The 26,408-nt window shown below is 33.6% G+C and carries 19 protein-coding genes, 1 pseudogene and 1 other annotated feature; of the genes and pseudogenes, 2 read left to right on the top strand and 18 right to left on the bottom strand.

What is annotated here, in order from left to right; genetic code table 11:
* Positions 1 to 168 precede the first annotated feature (168 nt).
* Complete coding sequence (locus NQ558_RS06740; protein ID WP_005363724.1) at positions 169 to 750, top strand: xanthine phosphoribosyltransferase; 582 nt, start codon at positions 169 to 171, stop codon at positions 748 to 750.
* A 304-nt stretch (positions 751 to 1,054) separates the two neighbouring features.
* Positions 1,055 to 2,416, top strand: coding sequence for a uracil-xanthine permease family protein (locus tag NQ558_RS06735; protein ID WP_005363722.1), 1,362 nt, complete (start codon positions 1,055 to 1,057; stop codon positions 2,414 to 2,416).
* On the opposite strand, the gene NQ558_RS06730 is transcribed toward NQ558_RS06735, so the two are convergent.
* From NQ558_RS06730 to NQ558_RS06645, 18 genes and pseudogenes are all read right to left on the bottom strand, one after another.
* Positions 2,391 to 2,654: a hypothetical protein gene (locus tag NQ558_RS06730; protein WP_005363720.1), complete on the bottom strand. Its 264-nt coding sequence runs from the start codon at positions 2,652 to 2,654 to the stop codon at positions 2,391 to 2,393. The two genes, NQ558_RS06735 and NQ558_RS06730, sit on opposite strands and share 26 nt — an antisense overlap.
* A gap of 180 nt (positions 2,655 to 2,834) precedes the next feature.
* On the bottom strand, positions 2,835 to 3,899 hold the full coding sequence (locus tag NQ558_RS06725; RefSeq protein ID WP_005363718.1) for an FUSC family protein: 1,065 nt from the start codon (positions 3,897 to 3,899) through the stop codon (positions 2,835 to 2,837).
* A 47-nt stretch (positions 3,900 to 3,946) separates the two neighbouring features.
* On the bottom strand, positions 3,947 to 4,378 hold the full coding sequence (locus NQ558_RS06720) for a MarR family winged helix-turn-helix transcriptional regulator (protein ID WP_040447448.1): 432 nt from the start codon (positions 4,376 to 4,378) through the stop codon (positions 3,947 to 3,949).
* A 370-nt stretch (positions 4,379 to 4,748) separates the two neighbouring features.
* The gene (locus tag NQ558_RS06715; RefSeq protein WP_005363706.1) at positions 4,749 to 6,941 is read right to left on the bottom strand and encodes a YhgE/Pip domain-containing protein; all 2,193 of its coding nucleotides are present in this window, start codon (positions 6,939 to 6,941) and stop codon (positions 4,749 to 4,751) included.
* Entirely contained in the window at positions 6,941 to 9,493 is a 2,553-nt protein-coding gene (locus NQ558_RS06710; protein WP_040447349.1) for a YhgE/Pip domain-containing protein, read from the bottom strand. The genes NQ558_RS06715 and NQ558_RS06710 overlap by 1 nt, the downstream gene beginning before the upstream one ends.
* Before the next feature lie 260 nt (positions 9,494 to 9,753).
* On the bottom strand, positions 9,754 to 11,865 hold the full coding sequence (locus tag NQ558_RS06705) for an LTA synthase family protein (RefSeq protein ID WP_005363702.1): 2,112 nt from the start codon (positions 11,863 to 11,865) through the stop codon (positions 9,754 to 9,756).
* Positions 11,866 to 12,195: 330 nt separating this feature from the next.
* Positions 12,196 to 12,654 carry a stage V sporulation protein AC gene (gene spoVAC / locus NQ558_RS06700; protein WP_005363700.1) on the bottom strand — a complete coding sequence of 153 codons (459 nt, stop codon included), beginning with the start codon at positions 12,652 to 12,654 and terminating at the stop codon, positions 12,196 to 12,198.
* Between the two features lie 143 nt (positions 12,655 to 12,797).
* The gene (locus NQ558_RS06695; RefSeq protein ID WP_005363696.1) at positions 12,798 to 13,229 is read right to left on the bottom strand and encodes a stage V sporulation protein AB; all 432 of its coding nucleotides are present in this window, start codon (positions 13,227 to 13,229) and stop codon (positions 12,798 to 12,800) included.
* Positions 13,230 to 13,267: 38 nt separating this feature from the next.
* A complete protein-coding gene (locus NQ558_RS06690; RefSeq protein ID WP_005363695.1) occupies positions 13,268 to 13,894 on the bottom strand; it encodes a stage V sporulation protein AA in 627 nt (208 codons plus the stop codon).
* A gap of 355 nt (positions 13,895 to 14,249) precedes the next feature.
* Complete coding sequence (locus tag NQ558_RS06685; RefSeq protein WP_005363693.1) at positions 14,250 to 14,963, bottom strand: SigB/SigF/SigG family RNA polymerase sigma factor; 714 nt, start codon at positions 14,961 to 14,963, stop codon at positions 14,250 to 14,252.
* A 125-nt stretch (positions 14,964 to 15,088) separates the two neighbouring features.
* Positions 15,089 to 15,547: pseudogene (gene spoIIAB, locus NQ558_RS06680) on the bottom strand (anti-sigma F factor); the annotation flags it as partial.
* Positions 15,548 to 15,559: 12 nt separating this feature from the next.
* Complete coding sequence (locus NQ558_RS06675; RefSeq protein ID WP_005363691.1) at positions 15,560 to 15,889, bottom strand: STAS domain-containing protein; 330 nt, start codon at positions 15,887 to 15,889, stop codon at positions 15,560 to 15,562.
* A 113-nt stretch (positions 15,890 to 16,002) separates the two neighbouring features.
* Complete coding sequence (locus NQ558_RS06670; RefSeq protein WP_040447347.1) at positions 16,003 to 17,493, bottom strand: tetratricopeptide repeat protein; 1,491 nt, start codon at positions 17,491 to 17,493, stop codon at positions 16,003 to 16,005.
* Positions 17,494 to 17,515: 22 nt separating this feature from the next.
* Positions 17,516 to 17,659 carry a hypothetical protein gene (locus NQ558_RS06665; RefSeq protein WP_005363689.1) on the bottom strand — a complete coding sequence of 48 codons (144 nt, stop codon included), beginning with the start codon at positions 17,657 to 17,659 and terminating at the stop codon, positions 17,516 to 17,518.
* Positions 17,660 to 17,671: 12 nt separating this feature from the next.
* Positions 17,672 to 20,311: a valine--tRNA ligase gene (locus NQ558_RS06660; protein WP_005363684.1), complete on the bottom strand. Its 2,640-nt coding sequence runs from the start codon at positions 20,309 to 20,311 to the stop codon at positions 17,672 to 17,674.
* Positions 20,312 to 20,484: 173 nt separating this feature from the next.
* Positions 20,485 to 20,680: a binding site (T-box leader), on the bottom strand.
* 58 nt (positions 20,681 to 20,738) lie between these two features.
* Complete coding sequence (locus NQ558_RS06655) at positions 20,739 to 21,518, bottom strand: tetratricopeptide repeat protein (protein WP_040447346.1); 780 nt, start codon at positions 21,516 to 21,518, stop codon at positions 20,739 to 20,741.
* Between the two features lie 14 nt (positions 21,519 to 21,532).
* On the bottom strand, positions 21,533 to 22,768 hold the full coding sequence (locus NQ558_RS06650; protein WP_040447344.1) for a DUF5716 family protein: 1,236 nt from the start codon (positions 22,766 to 22,768) through the stop codon (positions 21,533 to 21,535).
* Positions 22,769 to 22,798: 30 nt separating this feature from the next.
* Entirely contained in the window at positions 22,799 to 26,335 is a 3,537-nt protein-coding gene (locus NQ558_RS06645; protein ID WP_040447343.1) for a DUF5717 family protein, read from the bottom strand.
* Between the last annotated feature and the right edge of the window lie 73 nt (positions 26,336 to 26,408).

The raw sequence follows: 26,408 nt of genomic DNA, 5'->3' as shown, positions 1-26,408 counted from the left end.
CCGCCTATTGTAAAGCGAAAACCTAAACTCGCCTAAAGGCTCGAACAGTAGGTTTATCGCTTTACACTATGCTCGCAAAATTTCAAAACTCTGCCTATTGTTTCCTTTTAGAAATTTCTGCGTGAGCGGAGTCTGAAAAGGTAATTAATTTTTACAAAGGAGACAGAAATGAATTTTTTAGAAGAACGTATTCAAAAAGATGGTATCGTTAAAGAAGGAAATGTTTTAAAAGTAGACAGCTTTTTAAACCACCAGATGGACATTTCACTTTTCGAAAAAATGGGCGAAGAATTTAAGCGTCGTTTCGCTAATGCCCCAATCAACAAAATTCTTACAATAGAAGCATCAGGTATCGGCATTGCCTGCATCGTTGCAAAATACTTCGATGCACCAGTTGTTTTTGCAAAGAAATCAAAAAGTATAAACATTGATGGTGAAATGTATGTTGCTGAAGTTGAATCATTTACGCATAAATGCAAAAACCAGGTAATCGTATCAAAGAAATTTTTAGGTCCTGATGACCACGTTCTTATTATAGACGATTTTCTTGCTAACGGTTGTGCTCTTCAGGGATTAATCTCCATCGTATCAAATGCAGGCGGTACTGTAGAAGGAATCGGCATTGCAATTGAAAAAGGATTTCAGTCAGGCGGACGTACAATCCGTAACCTTGGATATCACTTGGAATCACTTGCTATCGTTGATAGCATGGATGCAGAAAACGGAACAATCACATTCCGTGAACAGTAAAAAATCATAAACTATGAGAAACACCACGTTTCTTATAGTTTATATTTTTTAATCGCAAAACAAAATTTATATATCATCTTATATTCCACAGAATTGTATGAAAACAAACAATAGGCAGATTTTCGAAATTTTGCGAGCATAGTGCAAGTCGAAAAGTGACTGTCCAAGCCGTAGACGAGTTTCACTTTTCGATTTGCCATAGACGGCGGAGCAAAATAAGAAAATCAACGTGTTTGCGTTATACAATTCTGTGGAATAGAAGGAAGAAAAATTTTGTTTTGCTATTACACAATATATTTAAATTATGAAAGGACATTTACTAATGAGTAGCTCAAATTCATCAATTGAAAACATTTACAAACTCAACGGAAAAGTTCCCGTTGGAAAAGCCATTCCTTTTGGCTTGCAGCATATTTTGGCTATGTTTGTTGCCAATATTGCTCCTATTATTATTGTTGGCGGTGCCAGCGGTCTTTCATCTGCACAGACTGCACGTCTTATCCAGAGTGCAATGATTATTGCAGGTATTGGTACTTTAATTCAGTTATTCCCATTATGGAAAATCGGTTCAGGTCTTCCAATTGTTATGGGTATTAGTTTTACTTTTGTTTCTATTTTTTGTTATATCGGACCAACTTACGGATATAATGCCATTGTAGGTGCTGTTCTTGTTGGCGGTATTGTAGAAGGTGTTCTTGGTCTTTTTGCAAAATACTGGATTAAACTTATATCTCCTATCGTTGCAGCCAGCGTTGTTACTTCCATTGGTTTTTCTCTTCTCTCTGTTGGAGCAAGCTCTTTCGGTGGAGGAAGCGGAAGCGAAAACTTTGGTTCAGCTACAAACTGGATTCTCGGAACTATAACATTGCTTTCATGTATTATTTTTAATATTTTGGCAAAATCATATTTCAAACAGCTTTCTGTTTTGTTTGGACTTATTGTAGGATATATTGTTGCTGTATTTATGGGAGTTGTTGATTTTTCTTCACTTTCAGAAACTTCTATTGTTGCAGTACCTTCATTAATGCCTTTTAAACCTGAATTTAATGCTAACGCAATTTTCTCTGTTATTTTAATTTTCTTAGTTTCTGCTACTGAAACTATCGGAGATACTTCTGCTCTTGCAGCTTCAGGCTTAAATAGGGACGTAACAACAAAAGAAACTTCAGGTTCTATTGCCTGTGACGGTTTCATCAGTGCTTTATCTTCTGTTTTCGGATGTTTACCAATTACATCTTTCAGCCAGAATGTAGGTCTTGTTGCCATGACTAAAGTAGTTAACAGATTTGCTATTGCAACAGGTGCAATTATTATGATTATTGCAGGTATCTTCCCATTCTTTGGTGCTTTACTTGCAACACTTCCTGACGCAGTACTTGGTGGATGTACACTTATGATGTTTGGTACAATCGTAATCAGCGGTCTTCAGATGATTAGCAACTGCGGTTACTCACAGCGTAATATTACAATTGCCGCACTTTCACTTAGTATTGGTATCGGCTTCACACAGGTTCCTGAAATCTTTAGCATTTTCCCTAAGATTATCGAAAATGTATTTGCAGAAAACTGTGTTGCTGTAGTATTTATCGTATCAATTATTTTAAATCTTGTTCTTCCAAAAAATATGGAAACAGTTGTTCCTAAGGAAGATAATGAAAATAAATAATATTTAATATTAAAAGCCCCTGAGATGGGGCTTTTCCTTTTAGGCTTGGACTCCAAAATATTGTTTGTCCGACATCTGCCCCCACTGAAAGATGTAATCTCTCATTTTCCTGAATTTCAATTGTTTGTGTCGCAATAACTTTTTCATTTTTTGCAGACTTTTCATTTACTATTTCTTTTCTTCCCCAAACCAACACTATAGCTCCTATCAAACAGGCTGCTATAGCCATTTTTGCCATTTTATTTTTTTAAGATTTTATTTGAAATTTCGGTTGTTGTTTGCAAAAAGAAATATCTTTTTACAAATATAACTCTGTCAATATCACTTAAACTTTCCACAAAAAAATTTATGTATTGCAGTTAGAATTTTTCTCTTAAATTTCTTAGTTATGCATCTATATTTTTTGTTTTAAGCATTGCTATTCTGTTATTAAATTTTCTTTTCTGTTTTTTATAAACGCAAATACATTATTAAATACATGGTCAAACAAAACTGTATATAATGAAGCAAAAATATTTGCACAAATTCTTAACAATACTGCTGTTTTTACACCGAAAATTCCCGATGCAATATACAACGCTCCAAATGTATTGTAAACCGTCTGCCAGGAATAGCCAGCTGAATAACCAACACCAATTCCACCTATAATTCCAATGTATGGATGTACCCATTTAGGGAGGGCATAGTAAAGGGCAACAAATATTAAGCTGCCCACAATGTTAAATGGTGCTCTTTTCTTTGCCTTTGGTGCAATGTCACTGGAAAATGGAACACATACTGACATGCAGGCAATTCCTACCCACATTGCCCTTGGTATATTTAAAAGATTAATAATTAACATTGCTGTTGAAACTGTAAGTGTTAATTTTAAATACCAGTTATTTCTAGAAGAGTGTATATTGAATTCTCTAAAAATATCCATAAAACCTCTTTTATGAGGTCTGTTTTTCTGATTTTTATAAAAAACCCCCATACAAATTAGCATACCTACAACAAGGCTGACTACACGTAACTGATAACTTTTTCCTGCCACATCGTAACCTTGAAGTAATAAATATCCCAGTACAAAAGTTGAATGATTGTACATTATTACATTATGGCATCCAAACATCATTAGTAAAAATATGCAAACAATATTAATAAGAAAGGCTATAAACGGATCAACCATGTTGCTTAACCTTGGACCGACTATTAATATTGCAAATATCCCGGCTATTGAGATTAGACCGTGGGTTGTTTTTATGCCAAAATCTGCCTGTCGCAACACAAGTATTGCAAGTAGTACCACAACTCCCGGCACGCTATTGTCATTTCCAAAAATCATACTAAATGCTGTTACTACCAAAAAACAAAATGCCACAACTAAATATACTTTGAAATTGTAAATTAAAATGTGTCTTGTTTTTTCTTTTTTGTCTGTTGTGTTTTTTATTAATTGTTTTGAGCCTGTTGAGCTTAACTGTAATTCCTGATAAAACGTCATCTTCTGTTCCTTTCATTTATATTTTTGATTATATATTGTTGACAGTTTTATTTTGCCAATATCTTGTTTGCCTGCCTTATTAATTTAAATAGTTGTTCAAAATCTTCCTCTGTCATATTTTCCTTTAACGTATATAGAGGGTTTAAATAGTAGTAATACATATCATCAATTTCTTTTTTCCCTTTTTCAGTTATTATCAATGTATAACTTCTTTTATCCTCATTTGTGCGGATTTTTTCTATGAGCTGCTTGTTTTCCAGTTGTTCTATTAATCTGCTTATAATTGTTTTGCTTATGCCCATTGCGTCTTTTAAGTAACCGGGTGTTACTTTTTCTTTGGACAAGGCGACTCTAAACAGCATGTCCAATTCCTGTGCAGATGTACCCTGACCTTTGTGTGATTTCTTTATTGCCATGCTACTAAAGAATCTAAGCTCGCCATGTTTTTCTATCATGTCTTTCCATTTTTTATCTTTCATTTTTCTTCTACTTCCTATTTTTGTTTTATATTTTCTAATTATAAATGCCATTAAAGGTTTCCTGTTCAATACAAGATAGCATCCCAGAATAGTTTACATTGTGAACTATTTATTTCAGTAATATATACTATTTTGTACATTAAGTCAAGAAAAAAATTATTGATTGACTTAAGTCGGAAGTCAGTAAGGAATCGAGATTAAATAACTCACCTCAGATTGCTACGCGCTTCCCGCTCCCGCAATCTGTCCTTATTATTCGCATATCGTGCGACTTCGTCGCCCTTTTATGCTCATAATAAGGCACCCCCGAAACTTTTCAAGGCACCTTTGTGCAAGCACAGGTGCCTTGAAAGTTCCGGGGGTTGGTGAGTTACATGAGTTTTGTTTCTTCTAGTTTTTCTATTACGAAGTTGTTTAGTTTTATTATTGGTTTTCTTAGTATTAATCCCAGTATTAGTGACGGTATTAGGAATAATAGTAGTTTGGATATTTCTGTCCAGTATGTGTTTCCATACATTCCGGCTATTGTTTCTCTCATTGCTCCCATGCTGTAGTTAAATGGAAGTAATGGGTATACTGTTCTGAAGAATTTTGGTGCTACTTCTATTGGGAATGTTCCACCTGAACCTGCTACCTGTACTACAAGAAATATTACACAGATTGCTTTTCCTATATCACCAAAGGATACTGTTAATGTGTAGATTATATTTACATATACTATGCTTGATATCCAGCCTGCTAATAGGAACAGGAACGGATGCTCACATTGTATCTTTAAGAAATACAAATCTCCCAAACAGATTAATCCACTTTGGAACAATCCTATTATCATAAACAGAATATAACGTCCTAAATATATCTGATAGTTTTTCACATTGAATAGTTGTTTCTTTCGATCTTCCTCTAATGTTACTTTCATCATTGCTACTAATACAATACCACCTACCCATATTGCAAGTGTTGAGTAGAATGGTGCCATTGCAGAGCCATAATTATCTACTTTGTATATAACATTTGTGTTCATCTTTACAGGTGATGACAAGAATGAACTTAATGTGTCAGGGCTGTTGCTTAATATGTTTTTAAGCAATTCTGTTGCATCGCTGTTTTCACTATTGCCTAATTTAAATGAAATATTGCTTACATTTTTGGATGCCTTTCCAAGTGCTTTACCTGAATTTTTAAGAATCTTCTTTAACTGTCCAAGTTGTGCTCCTGAATCTCCTGCAAGCTTACTTACATCACTTGTTCCCTGATTTAAATTGTTTACAACTTTTGATACTGAGCCATTATTTACAGTAAGTGAATTAACCAACTTAGTTAAGTTAGTCTGAACCTTCTTTTCATAAGAATCCTGAATAGAAGATATATCCTTTGCACTTTGTTTTATCTGTTTCTTTAAGTCTTTTCTATATAAAGTTGTCGTTCCTGATACCAATGTTATATCATCAGAAGCGTTTTTTAATTTTGTTCTAATTTCCTTCTGCTGAATAATTGACTGGTCTATTTTACCAATAATTTTGTCAATTTCAGTTCTTAACACTTTCTCATTTGCCGGCAATGCATTCTGCACTTTCTGAAGGCTTTCTTTAAATTCAGTGTACTTCTTTGTTATGTCATCTACCTGAGTTGCAAGACCACTTAAACCTTTTGATGCTGTGTCTGCACTTGTGGACACTGAGTCAAAAATATTATCCACTTCTTTTGATAATTGATTATATGCAGATTCGCTTTGATTTAACGCCTTGTTTATTCCATCAGTTGTTCCACTTAAGGCATCTTTCAAATCTGTTACATCAGTACTTGAAGTTTTTAAAGTATTAACGCTATCCTTTGTGCTGTCTCCTGACGTTTTTAATAATGTTGATGTACTGTCTAACATTTCTTCCAAAGAACCTGTAAGGTCAGCAAAAGCATAAACAGTCTGTTTTGCATCATTTAAGTCATCTGCAATCTGCTGCACATTAGACTGAACCTTGTTCATTACAGTTTTTGTTGTATCATCATCCATAACATCTGACAACTGATCAAGCACGCTTATTGAAATCTCTGAAACTGTCTTTGTAAAAACCTGATCAATCTGCTTTTGAACTGCGCTTGCTCCCTTGTCAGTTATCTTTGGAGCAATGGCATTTTCCTTTTCATTAAGATAATAAATAATATCCGAATGAGAAACATTATCAGAGAAAAGGCTCATCATATCGGTACTAAAATTCTTTGGAATTACAATTGAAGCATAATACTTTCCTGATTTTACACCGTCAATTACATCTTCTTTATCAGTAAACACCCAATTAAGCTGAGTATTTTCACGAAGAGCTGATATAACCTGATTCCCAAGATTTAAGCTTATTGGAATAATGTCACCCTCATAGCCTTTATCAACGCTTGCCACTGCAACTTTTAACTGGTCGGTATTGCTATACGGATCCCAGCTTGCAGCAATATTGAACCATGCGTAAAGAGATGGAACTACAGTAAGTCCTAACACTACAATCCACGCTATTGCATTTCTGCTGATTTTTTTCAAATCCCCAATAAATATTCTAAAAATATTCAGCATTAGTCCTCATCTCCTTCCTTACTGTTCTTTCTACCACGTTTCTTTAACTGCTCTATAAGCTCATCACCGGTCATTTCAGCCATTTTTTGCTTGTTAAGCAGGTTCTCATGGATAAACTCAACACAAATCAAATATAGGGCGATTAATATAATAGACACTATCCACAATACAAGAAATACCATTTTTGATGTGATACTAAACATTAAAATCAAAAATACAATCGGTATAATAACTATTGCAAAAAATCCACCCTTTATTAGTTTTGGATAACATATTTCAAACTGCTCGACTTTCTTATTTATCTCATCTCTAAACTGCTTTTCTCCTGCAAGTATTTTCACAGTAGTTAAAAGTCTTACTCTTTCCCTGGTTATTCCTTCCTCTTCACAAATCATAAGTCCTGTCTGTTCAAGTTTTTTGTCAAATAAACTATTTAAATTCAACAATAATCTACGAAGGACAAGTCCTATAAACAAGGCAATAGGAACATAAATTAAAAGAATAACTAAATTTTTTACATAATAATGTCCGTAAGTTCCCGCAATTGCTTCTCTCATGGCATTTATTCCATAAGTAAAAGGAAGTAACGGATGAATTGCCTGGAAGAATCCCGGCGTCATTTCAATAGGATAAGTTCCCGCTGAACCCGGAATCTGCAAAATTACAAGAATTACACTTACTGCTTTTCCTATATGCTTAAATGTTAATGACAGGGCATAAATAAGATTTACATATACAAATGCTGCTACCAATCCTGCCACAACAAACAGTACCGGATGCTGGCACTTTATTTTTAAGATAAAAATATCACCTAAACATATAATTAACGCCTGCACAAATCCTACTAAGATGAAAAGCATCCATCTTCCAAAATAAGCCTGTGTTGGAGTGAAATTTTTAATTTTTTCACTTTTATCAACTTCCATTTTGAAAATAGCAATAAGAACAATTCCACCTACCCATATTGCAAGGTTAGTATAGAATGGTGTCATTGCTGTTCCATAGTTTTCAACTGAATAGAAAGTTTCTGTTTTTAATTTAACAGGAGATGACATAAAAGATGCAACCTTATCTGAGTCTAAATTTGTCATATCCTTAAGTTTTTCATATATCTTTGAAGTTTTAACAACGCTAATGTCCACATTAGCCTTGTCTAATCTTTCCTGAACTTTCTTAATGGAAGAACCTGTTGAACTAAGTGCTTTCTTTGCACTGTCAAGGCTGTTCTCTAACTGGTCCATTAAAGTTACAACATTATCTGTTGCAGGTCCAACACCTTTTAAAATTCCTGAAAGTGTCCCCTGAATGCTTGAAAAAGTATCAAGGCTTGTATTTAGACCTGTCATTATTCCGTTTTCAACAGTTCCCTTTGAGCTCTGAATGTCTTTTGTATTCTTTTCGATAATTTTAGAAATAGATTCTACTGCCTTAACAGATGTTGTTGTAGCATCATTTATAGAATTGCTTCCTGTTCTTAATTTTTGTAAAATAGTCTTGTACTTACTATTCTGACTGTCTAATTCATTAATAAGATTAGTTAATGAATCTGAAGGGTATTTCTTGTTAATTTCCTTTAAAGTTATAAGCATTTCGCTATTTTTATCAATAATAGATTCTACGGAAGTTATCATTTCCTGAAACTGTCCGTGAATGCTTTCAGTTTTTGAACTTATTTTTCCAAGATTTATTCCTGATTTAGTATTTACCTTTGCCAAACTATTCTGTGCCTTAGATATTCCCGTACCTAAATCGTTTGCAAAATCTGCTATGTCATTTCGTACAAGTGTTAAACTGTCTGTTCCATTCTTTATGCTATTTACACCGGAATTAGCGTTGCTTTTCACTGTAGCCATTGATTTTTTTGATTTTTCAATTAGCTTGTTACTGCTATCCACTGTTTTGTTAAAAGAATCCAGTGCCTTTTCATATTCTTTAAGATTATCAGACACTGTGCTAATCTTTGTTAAAATGTCATTTTGAACGTCATCAAGCTTAGTTCCAATTTCTGAAACTGAACCGTTAAGTATGTCCGCAACTGTGCCTGCCGCCGCTGACACAAACTCTGTATTAACCTGTTGCTGAATTGTATTTGCACCTGTGTCAGTTATCTTTGGTGCAATGGCATTCTTCTTTTCATTAAGATAATAATCAAACTCCGGCTGTTCTATTTTTCCTGACAAAAAACTTACCATTGATTCACTAAAATTATCAGGAATAACTATTGCTGCATAGTATTCTCCTGACTTAACCCCTGATATTGCCTTGTCTTCACTTACAAAAACCCAGCCTAAACTGTCATTCTCTTTTAATGTATCAACTATCTGACCGCCTACATCAAGGTTTCCAAGCATATCATTTTCTGTTCCGGCATCATTATTAGCCACAGCTATTTTTATGTTAGCTGTGTTGCCATATGGGTCCTTGTTGGCAGCTATGTTAAACCATGCATACAACGAAGGGATTATGCACACGCCGATTACAACTATTAGTGCAACTATGTTTTTGGATAATCTGCCTATGTCACGTTTAAAAATCTGGAAGGATTTTTTCATGTTAAAACTCTCCTTTTTCTTCATTATTTAAATAAATAGCTTCGTAATAAGAGTATTTTTTTTATATAATATCACAATCTCTTTTTCAGTTGATTCTTATACTTTTATTTTGTTTTGTATGTTTTTTTTGTTCTTTATTTTTTACATTTTTGTGCTATAGTTCCACATTGTATCACAAGTATAATTTTACGTCTATTGACAATTACTATATATGTGACAAAAAACAGAGTTCTTTTTGTTTTTAAGAACTCTGTTTTTTCTTATTGTGCTATTTTGTATAGATCCTGTACTCTGTTTTTTGTATCAAAAATGTTGTTGTACTGTATGATGTCGTAATTATGTATCCATTCATAGTATGGTGATGTTTTGTCTCCTGTTTTGTAGAAGTTTCCATCTTCACCAATGTAGCCTTTTTTTGTTATGATTGGCACTTTTTTGCTAAACTCTGATACGAACTGCTGATATCCGTTTTGTGCTAGTCCTGCTGTTTCCAGTACAAGTGAACTCATTCTGTTTGCACTTATATACATATTGTTATCTGATTTCATGTCATAGTTTGCCCATATAACGAACTGAGTGTTTCTCTTCATTAGGTTCTCATAAATTTCATCAAGCTTATAGTCTTTTTCTATTTCCTCATAGAATGATTCTTCTATCTTTGGCTCATGGTCACCAAAGAAGATTATTAATGTTGGCTCTTTTACATTTTTAAAATATGTAACAAGTTCTTTTAATGCATCATCTGACTTTCTTAACATATTTAAGTACTGAACTGCCTGTGGTGAATTAATATTGTAGCCAAGTTTTATATCTTTAGATACTCCTGCTGCATCAAAAGGACTATGGTTCTGCATTGTTACATTAAACATAAAGAACGGTTTATCGTTGTTCTTCTTATAGTTTTCATATTCTGAAATAATTCGTTCCATATCTGCTTTGTCAGAAATATGAAGTCCGTATTTTTCTGTGTCTTCTGCAAAATCATCCATTGTAAGGAATTTGTTGAATCCCAATAAAGGATAAACCTTGTTACGCTTGTATCCTGTTCCCTTGTAAGGGTGCATTGCTATTATTCCACCATATCCTTGTGCCTTTAAAGTTGACGCAAGAGAAGTCATAGGTGAGTTGATATATGTAGTATATGCTGTTATGCCATTAGGAATGTATGCCATTGAGTTAGAAGTTAAGGCTTCAAACTCAGTTGATGCTGTTCCTCCTGCAAAAACTGATACAAACATCTGACCGCTTAATGTATTCTTCTTTAAACTATGGAAGAAAGGCATATTGTCTTCGCTTAAAGGTACATCCGCAAAAGACATAAAATCAGTGTATGCCTCACTCATTATCATTATAATATTAGGTTTCCTATCATTAGAAACTGTAGTTTTAGTACCCTTAAACTGCTCTGCCAGATTTTCAACTTTCTGAACAGAATAATCCTTAGGCTTCTTAACCTGAAGGTCGTTAATACTTCTTGCAAATGTTATGTAAAAACCGTTAGTATTAAATGTTTCCTGTGGCTTAAAATATTTGACTTTCAATATTTTAACATATTCCTTTGACTGAACTAAGTCATTAACATTAATCACCATTAAAAGTGCTAATGCCATAGGAATAAGTCTCCAGAACTTCTTAATTACCACGTTCTTGCCTAACTTAGTTGCAAAAAAACATATTGCAATGGAACTTATAAGGAACAGATAAACTCTATAATTCATTCTATAAGAATATCCGCCTGCCACATTTGCCGCAGTCTTTATATTTACAATATCTGCTGCCAAAAATCCTGAGTTTCTAAACTGTACAAGATAGAAATTTGCAAGTCCCATAACAATATTTACAATGTTCATTGTTATAATTGCAACTTTAAAACTGTTAGTAACTGCAAATATAACCATAAAAATCATAAATAAAACCATAATATTGTATTTAACATAATCCCCTTCAAGCTTATATTCGTATCCCTGAGACTTCTGTAACATTACAAAGTTTCCATATATTAAAATTAAGCTTACCAAAATAGATATGACAAAATTAACCCATCTGTTAACTTTTATTTTTACAAACATTAATGCTGAAGAACTTACAAACAACAATGTTGGAACTACAATTCTCATAGGATAAACTTTTCCCTTAAAAGTATACAAATCCCAAATATACAGCATTGAATATGCACCTGCAAACATACAAACTAAGATAATCTTAATTACAAGAAAAGTTGTGTCTTTCTGTTTCTGACTAAGGAATTCTTTTCTAAATTTCTTACTTTTCTTTGCATCTGATTCTTTATTTATTTTTGTTCCTGCTTTTTCATCTGATTCTGCATTTGTTCCTGCTTCCACGTTTTCCCCCATCACATTCTTTTTCTTCATCTGTTTTCCTCACTCTCCTGATTTCCGTATTCTAGTATTGAAAACAATTAAACTAAATTATTAATTAAAACAAATCCTTTAATTTTTTTCATTTTTCCATATAATTGGAATACATTTTATAAAACGTTTAAATCTAAATATTTATTGCAATAAAATTTATATTCTTTATTTAAATTTAACCTTTTCTTTACAATTCTTCATCATTATATCACAAAGACTTAATTGTTCAACTAATAAAATACTATCAGTATTATTTTTCATTTTTCTTTAGTTTTTTTATGACACAAAACTTCAATTGACTATTTTTTGTTTTAATTTTTTGACATCCGGTCAGACTATCCCTATCCCCTTCAAAATCAAATAAATAATTCCAACTATCCAACTTGAAAAAATACCATAAAGAATAACCGGTCCGGCTATGGTAAAAATCTTCGCTCCAATTCCGAATATGTGACCTTCCGCCTTAAATTCAATTGCCGGAGACACAACTCCGTTGGCAAATCCTGTTATTGGGACAAGACAGCCTGCGCCACCTTTTTTTGCAATCTTCGGGTAAACATTAAGCCCCGTTAGAATTGCACTTTCCAAAATCAAAATCAAAGTAGTGTAACTTGCGCTGTCCTCCTTATCCACTCCAAAATACATAAACAGCTCAAGCCAAATCTGTCCCATAACACAAATCAGACCGCCTATCCAAAAAGCATTCCACATATCCTTTGTCAAACTGTTATTTGGCGTAATTCTTTCAACGTATTCGTTGTACGCCTTCTTCTTTTCTTCACTTTCCATATCAATTCTCCATTAAATTATATATTTACGCGTTCCTACAAGTGATGCATATTCAGGACGAAATACAGACGTGGAGAGCTTGCTCACCAACGGTTGTATTTTGCGAGAAATAATTTTCCGGCACAACAGCATATTCAAAAGCATTAGTTCACCCAGTCGTTGTAAAATTGGAGCAACGATGCAAGGACTTTGCCTACCGCTACTGATAACACTATGAAACTTAGCCCCATTTGCAGTTTTGCCCTTCGTGCAAAGATTGCTGTTCCGTTTAGGGCCTCCGCCAGTGCCACTGCAAGGCAACCTACGAATATACCCTGACATAGTCCCATGATTCCCTGAAATATTTTTGCCGGCTGTCCCGTGAATTTGAAATGGGATTCCATTACCCAGAATATATTCCAAAGTATTCCCCCTGCAATTACTATTGTTTCATATAATTGTATACTTTTTGCAGTATGGGTTTTGTCTGCAAATCTTGTTATTATTCCTGTTGATGTTATTAATGCAAAAACTCCTGCAGAGATTATGAAACCTGCCCCGATTCCTGTAATTGCAAGAATTATTTTTCCTATCATTTTGTTCCAATTCTACCTTTCATATTTCGCCACTGCTTCTATTTTACATCCACCTTTCCGTCATCTCTGTTATGCCCATCTATTAAAGTCTGGTTTATGTCTCTTTCGTATTTTCTCATTTCAACCTCAATGGGCGTTGGATCATTGGTTAATTTTTTCGGTCCAAAATGGTTATAAAAGATGATGATTCCCACACCCAATCCTATTGAATAACAATACTCAAGTATTTTTCTGCCCTGCTCTTTGTCCCCTGTAAATTGCTTGCTTATTTTTGAAAACATATCATCTATTGACACATCGTTGTTAAATGACATTATGGAAAATCCCACTCCGAAAAACAAAATCAAACATATTATTGTTGTTTTAATTATTGCCATTGGTCCGTCATCTTTTTTGGGTGTCTTAAATTCAACAACACATTCTGTTTCCCCTATATTTTGTATATCTACATTCTGAAATGTTTGATCTGCCATTTCGATAATTTTCATTATTGAAACTATATATCGCTTTTTTCCTTTTGTTGTATCCTCCAACAATTTCATTGATTTTAGCCTGTTTGTTATATTTTTGTTTTTGCATTGAAGTTTTGCAACATCTCCAACTGTTACCTGCTTTTTCGTAATCTCCACTGCCTGGTCCATTTTTATATATAATGTGTCACTCATTTATGTCCTTTCTATCCCATATTGTTTAATATGGATTATTACTTTTTTAAAAATATAATCTTATCAACCTTTTATATCATCACTGCTTCCTGTATTTCTTCCACTTGATATGTGTCGTTGCACATGTAGAAGCCAATGCCTATTGCCACTATTATCACTGCTATTATTGCCACCATTTTTAATACTTTCATTTAGACCTCCAAAAATTTTTATTTTTTAGAAAATTTAAACTTCTATGCTTTTATTATGCAATTTTTTATTTTAATTATTCTAAATTAAATAAAAAGTGCAATGAACATTTGATTTCTAAACTTTCACTGCACTTTTTCCTTTTACAATAACAACTATTTTTTGTTTATGTACTTTTTTCATTTCTCATTGAGTTTAAAATTTTCTTTTCCAGTCTTGACACCTGAACCTGCGTCATTCCCATTTCTTTTGCTACCTGACTTTGAGTTTTATTTTTAAAATACCTCAAATTTATGATTTTTCGCTCCTTACTTTCCAGCATGTCCATTAATTGTTGAACCATAATTTTATTCAAAACCGTTTCTTCTATATTAGTGTCATCCTCCGCCAAATCCATTAGTGTGTATGCTGAATCTTTTGAATACATTTCTTTGTCAATTGACTCAACATTTCTTGAGGCATCCATCGCCATTACTATTTCTTCTTTTGTCAAATCACAGACCTTTTCAAGCTCTTCTATGGTTGGCTCCTGCTTTTTTTCATTTATATAAATTTCTCTTTGGTGCATTATTTTCATTTGATTTTCTTTTATTTTTCTGCTGATTTTTACAATGCCATCATCTCTTATAAACCTTCGGATTTCTCCTGCTATCATTGGAACTGCATAGGTTGAAAAAGCCACATCAAATTCCGTGTCAAATCTGTCTATTGCTTTTAGCATCCCAATGCATCCGATTTGAAACAAATCTTCGCCTTCGTGCCCTCTGTTTAAAAATCTTCTGACAATGCTCCATATCAAACCTGTATTTTCAATTAATATTTTATCTCTTGCTAACTTATCTCCCTGATGAGCCCTGTTTATCAAAGTTAGCGTATCCATTATGCCCTCTGGCCGGACTTTTCTTTCAAATTAACTAGCCCAATGGATTTAGAATTAGTGTGGCTCATCAACTTGCTATTATATTGACTACTTTTTATGCTGTTTTTTTCTATAACTTTTTTAAGTTTTTTCTCCATTATAACTGTTGTGCCTTTCCCCGGCTCTGAAATCACATCTACTTTATCCATAAACATTTCCATAAACATAAATCCCATTCCGGATCTTTCAAATTCCGGTTTTGTGGTAAACAAGGGCTCTCTTGCTTTTTCAATATTTGTTATACCAACTCCCAAATCTTTTATCTCAATGGTAATAAAACTACTAACCGTATATGTATCCTGCTTTTCGTACTGATTGCATACAAGCTTGCACTTTAAAGTTATTTTCCCCGGTCCCTCATTGTAGCCATGAACAATTGAATTAGTTACTGCTTCTGATACTGCCGTTTTAATATCATTAATTTCTTCAATGGTTGGATCAATCTCCGTCAAAAAAGAAGCAACTGCAATTCTTGCCAGACTTTCGTTTTCGGACTTTGCATCAAACTCCAAAGTCATATTGTTTTCCTTACTTTTATTTTCCATGCGTCCCTCCAATTACCATTTCACCAAGCTGGGTGTTTCCGTTTTGCTCACTATTTTGTAAAGCCCCGAAATAGTAAAAATTCTGTCAATTGAATTGTTAATATTTGTAACTGTAATGCTTCCACCTCTCTTTTTTACAAGCTTATACCTGCCCATTATCACTCCAATGCCTGAGCTATCCATAAACATTGTTCGCTTAAAATTAAAAATTATGTTTTTAATCTGGTTTGAAACAATATACCAATCTGACTGCTCTGTAATTGTTTTCGCATTGTGATGATCAAGTTCCTCCGGCAGATAAATCAAAAGATTCTCGCCTCTTACTTCATATAAAACTTCCATAAATCCCCCTTTATTCTTAAACGCAGAAAGAGAAGAGCTTTCGCTCTTCTCTTTCGTAAATCTTTTCTAAAATCTAACTAGATTCTAGTATTATCAATTGTAATCTTTATCCCTTATTCTGAAGTGCCACCGTCGCCATTATCTCCATTATCTCCATTATCGCCGTTGTCTCCATTATCTCCACTACTGCTACTGTCATCTATGTTAAGCTGGCTCTTTGCTGTGTCATAGTGTGATGAATTAGGGAAGTTATCGTATATCTCTTTGAAGTACTTATTGGCATTCTTTGAATCGCCTTTGTTTTTGTAACTCCATGCAAGATAGTATATTGCGTCTACATTACCTGAGTCAGCTTCAATACATTTTTTAAACTGCTTAATTGCTGTGTCATAATCTGCCTTATCTCTTGCTGTCATTCCTGCATTGTAAGCTTCTTCTGAAATACGTTTTGATAATTTACTGCTTAACCATTTATAAACAGTTGTAAAGTCTTCAGAGTCCATCTTAAGCTTACTATCAACATCACTTAAAGCTGTTGCCGCGTTCTTATAGTCATCATTTAAATAATAATTTACTGATTTTAACAGGTTACTGTAGTTTGATGCAACTGTATTTCCTGTGTCTGTATACTGTGCCAAGTCTGATTTAAGTTTCTTCTGTTCTGTTTTTAATGTATCAACCTGATTCTCTAATTCAGATATTGTTGAATTTTTTATTGCAATCTTCTGATTGTATTCAACACCTACATTGTTAGCCTGATCTGTCAGATGTGACATTCTTGCCGGTGTTACAATAAAGTAAACCAATGCTGCACCTAAAAGCAAACCAATAACAATATGAAGAATACTCTGTGCTCCTGTTATGGCTTCCTTAAAGTTATTCTTAGGAATGATAACATCATTTCCGCTAAGATATTCTCTGTCTACCATAACTCCACGAAGGTTTCTTCTTCTTTCCATTCGCTTGTCCGGATCAGTTTTCTTCTCTTCATCCATATATTCGTTAATCTCTCTTAAATATCTTATGCTAAGAGGATTACATTTATCTATTTTCATAGATTTTTTTATGGATTTTTTTGCACGCTCATACTGTCCGCCTTTTAAATACAACAGTGCCAACAACTGGTATGCTTTTATAAAGTTAGGATTCTGATTCAATACTTTCTTAAGCTGAATAATTGCCATGTCATCTGTACCGCTTTTGGCATAATCAAGAGCAATATTAAACTTCTTAATTGTATGATTTAATTCGCTAACCTTACCTTTATCCTGCTGTATTGCAACAAGATATTTCTCAGCCGGGTTATTATCCGGCTGAATATTTGTACTCATTACCCATTCTGAAAATGCCTGAACAGTCTCACCCATTTCAAAATAAACAAGACCTAACAGATTTCTTGCATCAATGTTTCTCTTGTTAAGTTTTACACTTCTTCTAAGAGTATCTGCTGCACCTGACAAATCCCTGTTTTTTGCTTTTGTAAGACCGGCATTGTAATAGGTATTTGATAATTTTACTATTCTTTTGTATACGCTTACGTCCATACCACAATGACTGCAATAATCACTGTTAGTTAAGACATTTCCACAATTGTAGCATATCATTTATACACCCATCCTTTGCCTTTTATTTGTCGCCTTTAAGTTCCTCAACCATCTGAATCATAACATCTGTAATATCAGAAATGTTATTATTGTAAATGGCATCCTCTGCTTCTTCTATTTCTAGACTTGGGTGAAACTTCTTGATTTCCTCTTCAAAATTTATCATGGTCGTTTCCTCCTACTTCTGTAATCTTGCCAACTGTTCCTTTACCTGATCCATCATCTGCTGATATTTAGCCTGTTTAGCCTTTTCTTCATTAATCTTCTTTTCAGGAGCCTTGCTTACAAAATTAGGGTTGCTTAACATACCGTTAACTCTTGCTAATTCTTTATTAAGCTTTTCAACTTCCTTATTAAGACGTTCGATTTCCTTTGAAATATCAACTAATTCAGCAAAAGGCATATAAATAGTAGCCTTTGGAATAACTACTGATACGGCATCATCACCAATACCTGACTTGTCATCCTGAATAATAACTTCACTTGCATAACCTAATGTTGCAAAGAATACTTTACCATTTTCGAAAATGGTCTTAATTTCTTCTTCACTTGAAACTACGAAAACTTTAGCTTTCTTACTTGGAGCAACGTTCATTTCTGAACGGATATTTCTAATATTTCTAACTGCCTCTTTAATAGTTTCAACTGCTTTTTCTTCTTTGGCAAAATCATATTCTTCTGTAAATTCAGGCCATTTTGAAAGCATAATTGTTTCTTCTTCATCCTGTAAATTGCAGAAAATTTCTTCTGTAATAAATGGCATATATGGATGTAAAAGTTTTAATGCATCGATTAATACCTTCTTAAGTGTCCAAAGTGCTGCCTTTTTAGTATCGTCATCATCATTGTACAATCTTGGCTTAACCATTTCAATATACCAGTCACAAAATTCTTCCCAAATAAATTCGTAAATTTTGTCTGCTGCGATACCCAACTCAAATTTATCAAGATTTTCTGTCACATCTTTGGCTAAAGTGTTAACTTTTGATAAAATCCACTTATCTGCATCTGTAAGATTTTCAGGTTTGTTCTTCACATCAATACCTTCTTCAGGCATATTCATCTGAATAAATCTTGATGCGTTCCAAACTTTGTTAGCAAAGTTTCTTGAAGCTTCTACTCTTTCCCAGTAGAATCTCATATCATTACCTGGTGCATTACCTGTAATAAGTGTAAATCTTAATGCGTCAGCACCGTATTTGTCAATAACTTCCAATGGATCAATACCATTTCCAAGAGACTTACTCATTTTACGTCCCTGTGAATCTCTAACAAGTCCATGTATCAAAACTGTATCAAAAGGAACTTTTCCTGTATGTTCAAGTCCTGAGAACATCATTCTGATTACCCAGAAGAAAATAATGTCATATCCTGTAACAAGTACATTTGTAGGATAGAAATAATCTAATTCTTCTGTGTTGTCAGGCCATCCAAGTGTTGAGAAAGGCCATAATGCTGATGAGAACCATGTATCAAGTGTATCAGGATCCTGTCTCATTTCCTTACCACACTTAGGACATACTGCATGATCTTCTTTTGTAACAACCATTTCCCCACAATCATCACAATAGAATGCAGGAATCCTGTGTCCCCACCATAACTGACGTGAAATACACCAGTCACGGATGTTTTCTAACCAATGGAAATATGTTTTGTCAAAATGAGGTGGTACAAACTTAGTGTCACCATTTTTAACAGCTTCAATTGCAGGTTTTGCAATTTCTTCCATCTTTACAAACCACTGTTTTGATACTCTAGGTTCGATTGTAGTATGACATCTGTAACATGTACCTACATTATGTTCATGGTCTTCAATCTTTACAAGGTATCCTTCTTTATCTAAATCTTCAACGATTGCTTTTCTTGCTTCATATCTGTCCATACCTGCATACTTAGGATAATCATCAACAATCTTAGCATCATCTGTTAGTACATTAATAACAGGTAAGTTATGACGAAGTCCAACTTCAAAATCGTTAGGATCATGTGCAGGTGTAATCTTAACAACACCTGTACCAAAGTCAATACCTACATAATCATCTGCCACAATAGGAATCTCTCTTCCAACTAAAGGAAGTGTAAGAGTCTTTCCCACTAAGTCTTTATATCTGTCATCATTTGGGTTAACTGCTACTGCTGTATCACCAAGTAATGTTTCAGGTCTTGTTGTTGCAAGCTGAATATATCCTGAACCATCTGTTAAAGGATATCTTAAATGCCAGAACTTGCCTGCCTGATCTTCATATTCAACTTCTGCATCTGAAATAGATGTAAGACAATGAGGACACCAGTTAATGATTCTTTCACCACGGTAAATCTGTCCCTTGTTGTATAAGTTTACAAATACTTCCTTAACTGCCTTTGAACAGCCTTCATCCATTGTAAATCTTTCTCTATCCCAGTCACATGAAGAACCTATCTTCTTAAGCTGTGAAACAATACGACCACCGTACTGTGCTTTCCACTGCCAAGCTCTGTCTAAGAATTTCTCTCTTCCTAAATCTTCTTTTGTAATGCCTTCTTCACGCATTTTTTCTACAATCTTGGCTTCTGTAGCAATTGATGCATGGTCAGTTCCAGGAAGCCATAAAGCTTCGTAACCCTGCATTCTCTTAAAACGTGTAAGAATGTCCTGCATTGTATTATCAAGGGCATGTCCCATATGAAGCTGTCCTGTAATATTTGGAGGTGGCATAACAATTGTAAAAGGTTTCTTACTTCTATCTACTTCTGCGTGGAAGTATTTCTTTTCCTGCCACTTACTGTACAATCTGTCTTCAATCTCTGCCGGATTGTAATTCTTTTCAATCTCTTTCATCTTTCTTCTCCAATCGTAACCGTTTTCATAGGATATGTTATTAACATATTAAGTCCTATTTTTTAATTTATTAACATTTCTTAATACGCACCGGATTTTCGTTAACAAATACGAAAGTCGTGCTCTCCTTTGCAGTATCAGCACGACTTTCTTATGTATAATGCCGGTACCGCATAAAGGGCGATTGCTCGCGGTACCACCTTTATCTTTCACTTATCATATCCTGTAACGGGGACGAACCGTAGACAACTACTCAATTCATCATCTCTGCTCCAAAACTACCTTCACAGACACTGCTTTAAGAGGCTTCCACCGTCCCTCTCTCTCTTTAAAAGGTTATCTGCTACTCCTTTTCTTCTACGCATTTCCATATATGAACTAATAATAATGATTTTAAATTGGTTTGTCAACTATGTTCACAAAACATTTAACTGTTTATTTCTACAATATATTCTTTCTTGCACTGCTGCATATATTGATCTTCCTGTTTTTTGTTCCAACCTGTTTTAATTTCAGCATTAAGCTTAATTATTTCTGTCTTAATTCTGTTGATAACAGTGTCAGAAACACCATATTTGTCCTTATCCATTTTTAGTCGCTTCTCATTATCAGTAATAAGGTCGCACATTATTATTGATTCCAAAGACTCTGCCGAAGCATTAAGCCTGTAAGCACATCTAAAAGCTGTTGCAGCCTGGTCGTATTCAAACAATCTTGCGTAAGCCACACCAAGATTGTTATAAACATCACCATAAAATCTTTCAGGCAAATCAGTATTAATGGACTTACTTAAAATACTATTATAGTAATTAATTGCCATATTATACTTGTCTGTTTCCATCAAAATATCTGCCTTAGCCTTAATTCTTTCTGCTGCTGTTTTTGAACTAAGCATAACAAGATGGTTTTCTAATTTTTCTGCTTCACGCTCAGTATAGTAACCGGCGTTTTTTATAAGAAAAGAAATCTTTTCTCCCAAAGCTCCTTTGTTGGCATTAATCTGTCTTATACCTGATGCAATGTGAGGTTGCTTAAGTTCGTTTTCAATATAATCAATTAAGCCTTCACTGAAAAACTGGTCATCAATTAAATAAAGGTAATTAAATAAGTAATAACTTAATTCTTCTATAGAATATATATTCTTGTTAATTTCTTTAATATAATAAGGCTTTTCCGTATGCATTGTACATAATGTTATGTCATTCATATTCATTTACTCCTTTAGCCAATCTCTATTTCCTTTGTAACTGACATTCCCGATGATTTAAAGAACTCTCCAAAACCTAAATCCGTAATTGTAATCTGGAATTTGTTTTCTGATAAATATTTAAAATCAACACTGATTCTTGTTGTTTTCGGTGGTCTTTTTGGAAATTCCGTCAAATCAATTCTAAACTCTTCTGTTGTATGTTTCATAATATTATGAATTTCAAAAACAGCTTCTGTAGGTTCTTCCATTATACATTCTGTTTTTGATTTTGCCTGATACCAATAATCACCAATATCTGACAATGTTACCATACTGTCTCTTTCTTTGTGTTTAACAGACATTGTAACTCTTACTCTTGTTCTGCCCTTACATGAAATAATGTAATCCTTAAGGGTTTTCATATAAAAGAACTCTTTTGCCGCATAAGCTGCACCTTTTACAATTAAGTTATTTCCCTTAAAAACTCTTCTGTTTCTGCATATAGTCTGTAAAGTTTTCGCCCAGCCTTCTGCATAAAAACCTTCACCTGACAAAAACACACCTGATACAACATTTTTCTTAAGCTGGTCTTCCATATAATCTGCCACAATTTCATCTGCCATATCCATGTTATTCTTTACCGAATCATATGTCATCCTGTCATTTAAGTCTTCAACTGTAACATCTGCCACATGAACCTGCTTGCCTTTTATAACATTAAGCTTTCTGCAGGAAAAATCATTTCTGTCAAAATTAAGGAAGTAAACCTGATTAATCCAAATATCTTTTCCCTGATTTAAAACATAATATACAAAACTTTCTGAATGACTTATTATCTTAATATCATTTGCATTGTAACCTAAATTAGTAAAAGAGGTTGTAATTAATTCAATCATTTCCGGTGTAACTTCATTTAAAGTTACAAGAACATTTTTGATTAATTTGCCATTGCTGTAATTTACTGCAACCTTTAGCAGATATGACATATACGTTGTAATAATCTGTTTTGTTAAATCTTCCCCATAGTTCTGCTTTAAAATCTCCGGCAATTTTCTATATTCAGTGCTATTATTTAATCTGCTTTTGTTAACAGCCTCGTCACCTGCTGACCATTCATTTAATTCGCTGTTATAACATACAACAGACGGTATCAAAAAATTATCTTCTGTTCCTATACTAATGGATCTTGGATTAATTTCATCATCCAACACAGCCATTTGCGTAAAGTCTATGGAAAAATCGATTCCCAATATTATTCCTTTTCCCAAAGTTTCATCCTCCTATATTGTCTGCCCTGATTACAATAATCTAAATAATTTTCTTCCTGCTTCCTTGCAAAGTTCGTAAGTCTGCATCATATCTCTTGCTGCATCATCCTCGCCTAAAGCCTTGCAAATCATCATACTGTTAATTATTCCAAAACGGCTTTCGTCGTTGTAAGCATTCTTCTCTGATATTCTCACTGAATAGTTATCAACAACCTTACCTTCCGGATATTCATTAGAATACTCCTTTATACTGTAATCTATTTCCTCACCGTAGAACATTATTACTTCTTTTGAGAAAATTCCCGGATAAATGCTTCCCATTTCTTCTGTAACTTTTCCGGTTTTTCCTTCCTGATTTTTAATCTCATAAGTAATATCAACTCTATGTTTCGGATTAGTTCTAAAATCTATAATTGTCTTATCTAAAAGATTAAACGGAATCTTGTACCATTTATTAAACTTCTTATAAAATTCAAAATTAACATTGCTCTTAACTAAAGTATCAATTAAGTTCTTTGTTATTTTAATTTGATTTTCAGTAAGCTTATCTTTCTGTGACATTACTTCCACAAAAGCGATTTTTGTAATTAATGTTACATCAAATCCGTTTTCCAATTCCTGTTCGACTATTTCCCATACTCTTTCAGGACATTGAACTTTTTTAATAAAATAATTATAAGAAACATATGTGTAAAATGCCCTTCTTATAACTGAAGATGTTGGTCCCTTAATGTATTCTTCATATATTTCATAAATAGACTTATCAACACTGCCTTCAAAAATAAGCTGTACCAACAACTTTTCAGCCAATGTATTATCATTAATATTTCTTGACTGAACCGCCAAAAACATCTGATATAATTCAAGGGAACCTGAATCATAATACTTGCCTAAGAACTTAAGAACATTCTCATCCCTGCAACCATTTCTGAAAGATTCGGCACACATCTCTATAAGAATTTCGTTTTTGTCAAACTCAGGCTCTTTAACCAATTCCACACAAAGTTTTTCAAGCAAGCTTACCTTTATACTTTCATAACCATACTTGGCAATATGTGGATAAACCATTTCCATAAGATTTCTTTCTATTAAAATCTCCATTATCTTCTTTCGGGAAACTTTGGATAACTCTGCCAGATTAAACTGCATAATATAAATGTCCATTTCTCCCAAATCGTAGCCTTTGTAATAATAATCCACAATAAATTCCTTTAGTGAATTACGATATTGCTTTGATAATTCAGGAATTTCCACTGTTTCCTTTAATTCCTGAACCTTACCTTTGTACATATTAGGATGTTCAAGAATCTTTTCTGTTTCCACAAGCTTAGTAAGATTACTGCTTCCTTTTTTTGTAATTGGAGCTTCAATTTTTAAATGTTTTATCTGATAGTCAGACTCCCAAATAAATCTGCCCTTGTTATCCATAAATAAAATAACAGGATTCTTTGTATATAATCTTACGTAAGCCACTCCGTTATTCACAGTTGATGTAATAATATTTTCTGTTTCTTTATGACGTACAACAACTGTTTTTATTTTTTCATTTTTTACTGTTATCTTGTAAGTATTAAGAACCTGTGGCATTGCCTGCTGCATATTACCTACAAGAAAATCATCTGTTATTAACTTAGAGTAAATCAGTCTTAAATGGTCATTGTTGTTGCCTTTAAGTAATTGTTCTGTTGCATATTTTTCCACGCCGTCACGGAATTTTAAATATTCATCCTCTAACATACTAATGTTAGTTAACAGATTTGCGTAAAAATAATCTTTGTTATACATTAAAGTATCTGTTCCGTAAGAAAAATACTTATATGCTGACTTCTCCAATGGCTTATAATTAGAAGTATTAATTGTATAAATATAATATTCATACAAATTAGTAATTCTAAGTTCTTCCCTGACACCTTCTGTAAGCCACTTGGAATAGCTGTGGTCCAACTTATTGCCATTAATAATCATTGTACATATACATGTAAGAACCTCTTCTTCCTTAGTCTGCTCATAAAATCTTTCAAGTATGTTAAAGTATCCTTCATTATATGCCTTGTCCTTAATCATAAGCTCTGCTGTCTGCTTGGCAAGGTCTTTTGTCACGATTTTGTATTTTGCCGCAAAGTTTAATACCTGAATTTCAAAACTGTTAAGGATTCTTAAAAGTTCAGGCTGATTAATTAAAATATTTGCCGCCTCAAAATACATAACCGGACTGAAACATCCTTCTCCAAACATTCGCTTAATCATTGTATATTTTAAGCTCGGATTTTCGTCATATCTTTCATCCATGTAAAATAGAAGCCACAATAACTGCCATGTGTCATGACCACTTTCAAAGTATTTCTTGATTTCTGCCTTTATTTCGTTAGTATAATTAGGATTGTTTTTATGTAATGTTTTTAAGTACAGATAGTAACAGTATTCTTCTACATTATTTTTGTCCTTTATTGCCATCTGCTTAGATGCCCTGTCAAGATATGATGTAGCTTCCTCTGTATTATTTTCGGCAATTGCCACCTGAGCCTTAACCAAAATACCAACAAGGTCGTCTTCGTTCTTTTCCAGTCGTTCCTGTGCCATTTTTGACATTTCATTAATCCATTTTTTACCATCAATAACACCGGTTCTAAAGTCAAGATAGTTCTTTATAAGACCTATGTTGTTCTTCTTTTCTTCTATGTAATCGTTAATTTCGTCTTTTTCATTTACTATTACAATGTCGTAAACAATTGTTTCGTTAGTTGTCTCAAAAATTAATCTGCCGTGGTTACTTCCTCCGTGAAGTCTGGCTGCATTAATATAAAATTCATATTCTGCAACTTTGCCATTAAAATCATCGCCCTTAACCTGTGACTTGCAGTTATAAAGGAAATCACCTTCAACTGTAACATTTATTTCCGCATATCCAAGACAACTTCTTTCAAGATTAATCGTGTCTGCATAGTTCTCTTTAATATTGGAATATTCTCTATAATTCTCCTTTGTACTAATGGCAACTCTCTTTTTTAGTCCCATTCCCACAAGAAACTCTTCCATTGCAATTCCACGGTTACTGTTATGAAGCACCATGTCATACAATGTAGAGCCGAAACTATCGTTTTTTAGGAAAAACTCCTTAAATTCTTTTGAAAGGAATAATATTAATGCCTCGTCATAACTTTCATTAATAAGTCTTAAGAAATCATTAAAACCCCCAATCATTCCTATTGTTGATTCCAGCTCTCTTTTCTTTATTGTTATTGCAAAAGGAATGTCAAAACCTCCTGCAGTTGTAACCATGCTTATTGTTCCGTTGCAGATCTGTCCCTGCTCCAGATTCTTACTGCTTACGCTATATCTAATCACATTGTTAATGCCGTTAAACTGATTGTTCTCGAAAGTTATATGATTATCAGTAGAAAATACAACTCCTTTTATAGGAAGATTGTTTTTACTTTTTATGTTTAATTCTCCCCGTTTGTAATCCCCTGTTTCCAGCTCTACGGCTATTCTGTTTTCTAAAACTTCCGCATCAGGCATTTCATATGTTGAAACTCCTGCTGCTAACTTGTCAATTAAAGTCTTCAATTATTTCACCTCTGATTTTAACTCTCTTAGGATTATGGAAATGCAAAGCAGTTCACAATCCTTTTAATCCGGA

The sequence above is a fragment of the Eubacterium ventriosum genome (genome assembly GCF_025150745.1).
Classification (GTDB): Bacteria; Bacillota; Clostridia; order Lachnospirales; family Lachnospiraceae; genus Eubacterium_G; species Eubacterium_G ventriosum.
Note: the sequence above shows the minus strand (reverse complement) of the source record. Positions and strands in the feature narration are given on the sequence as shown.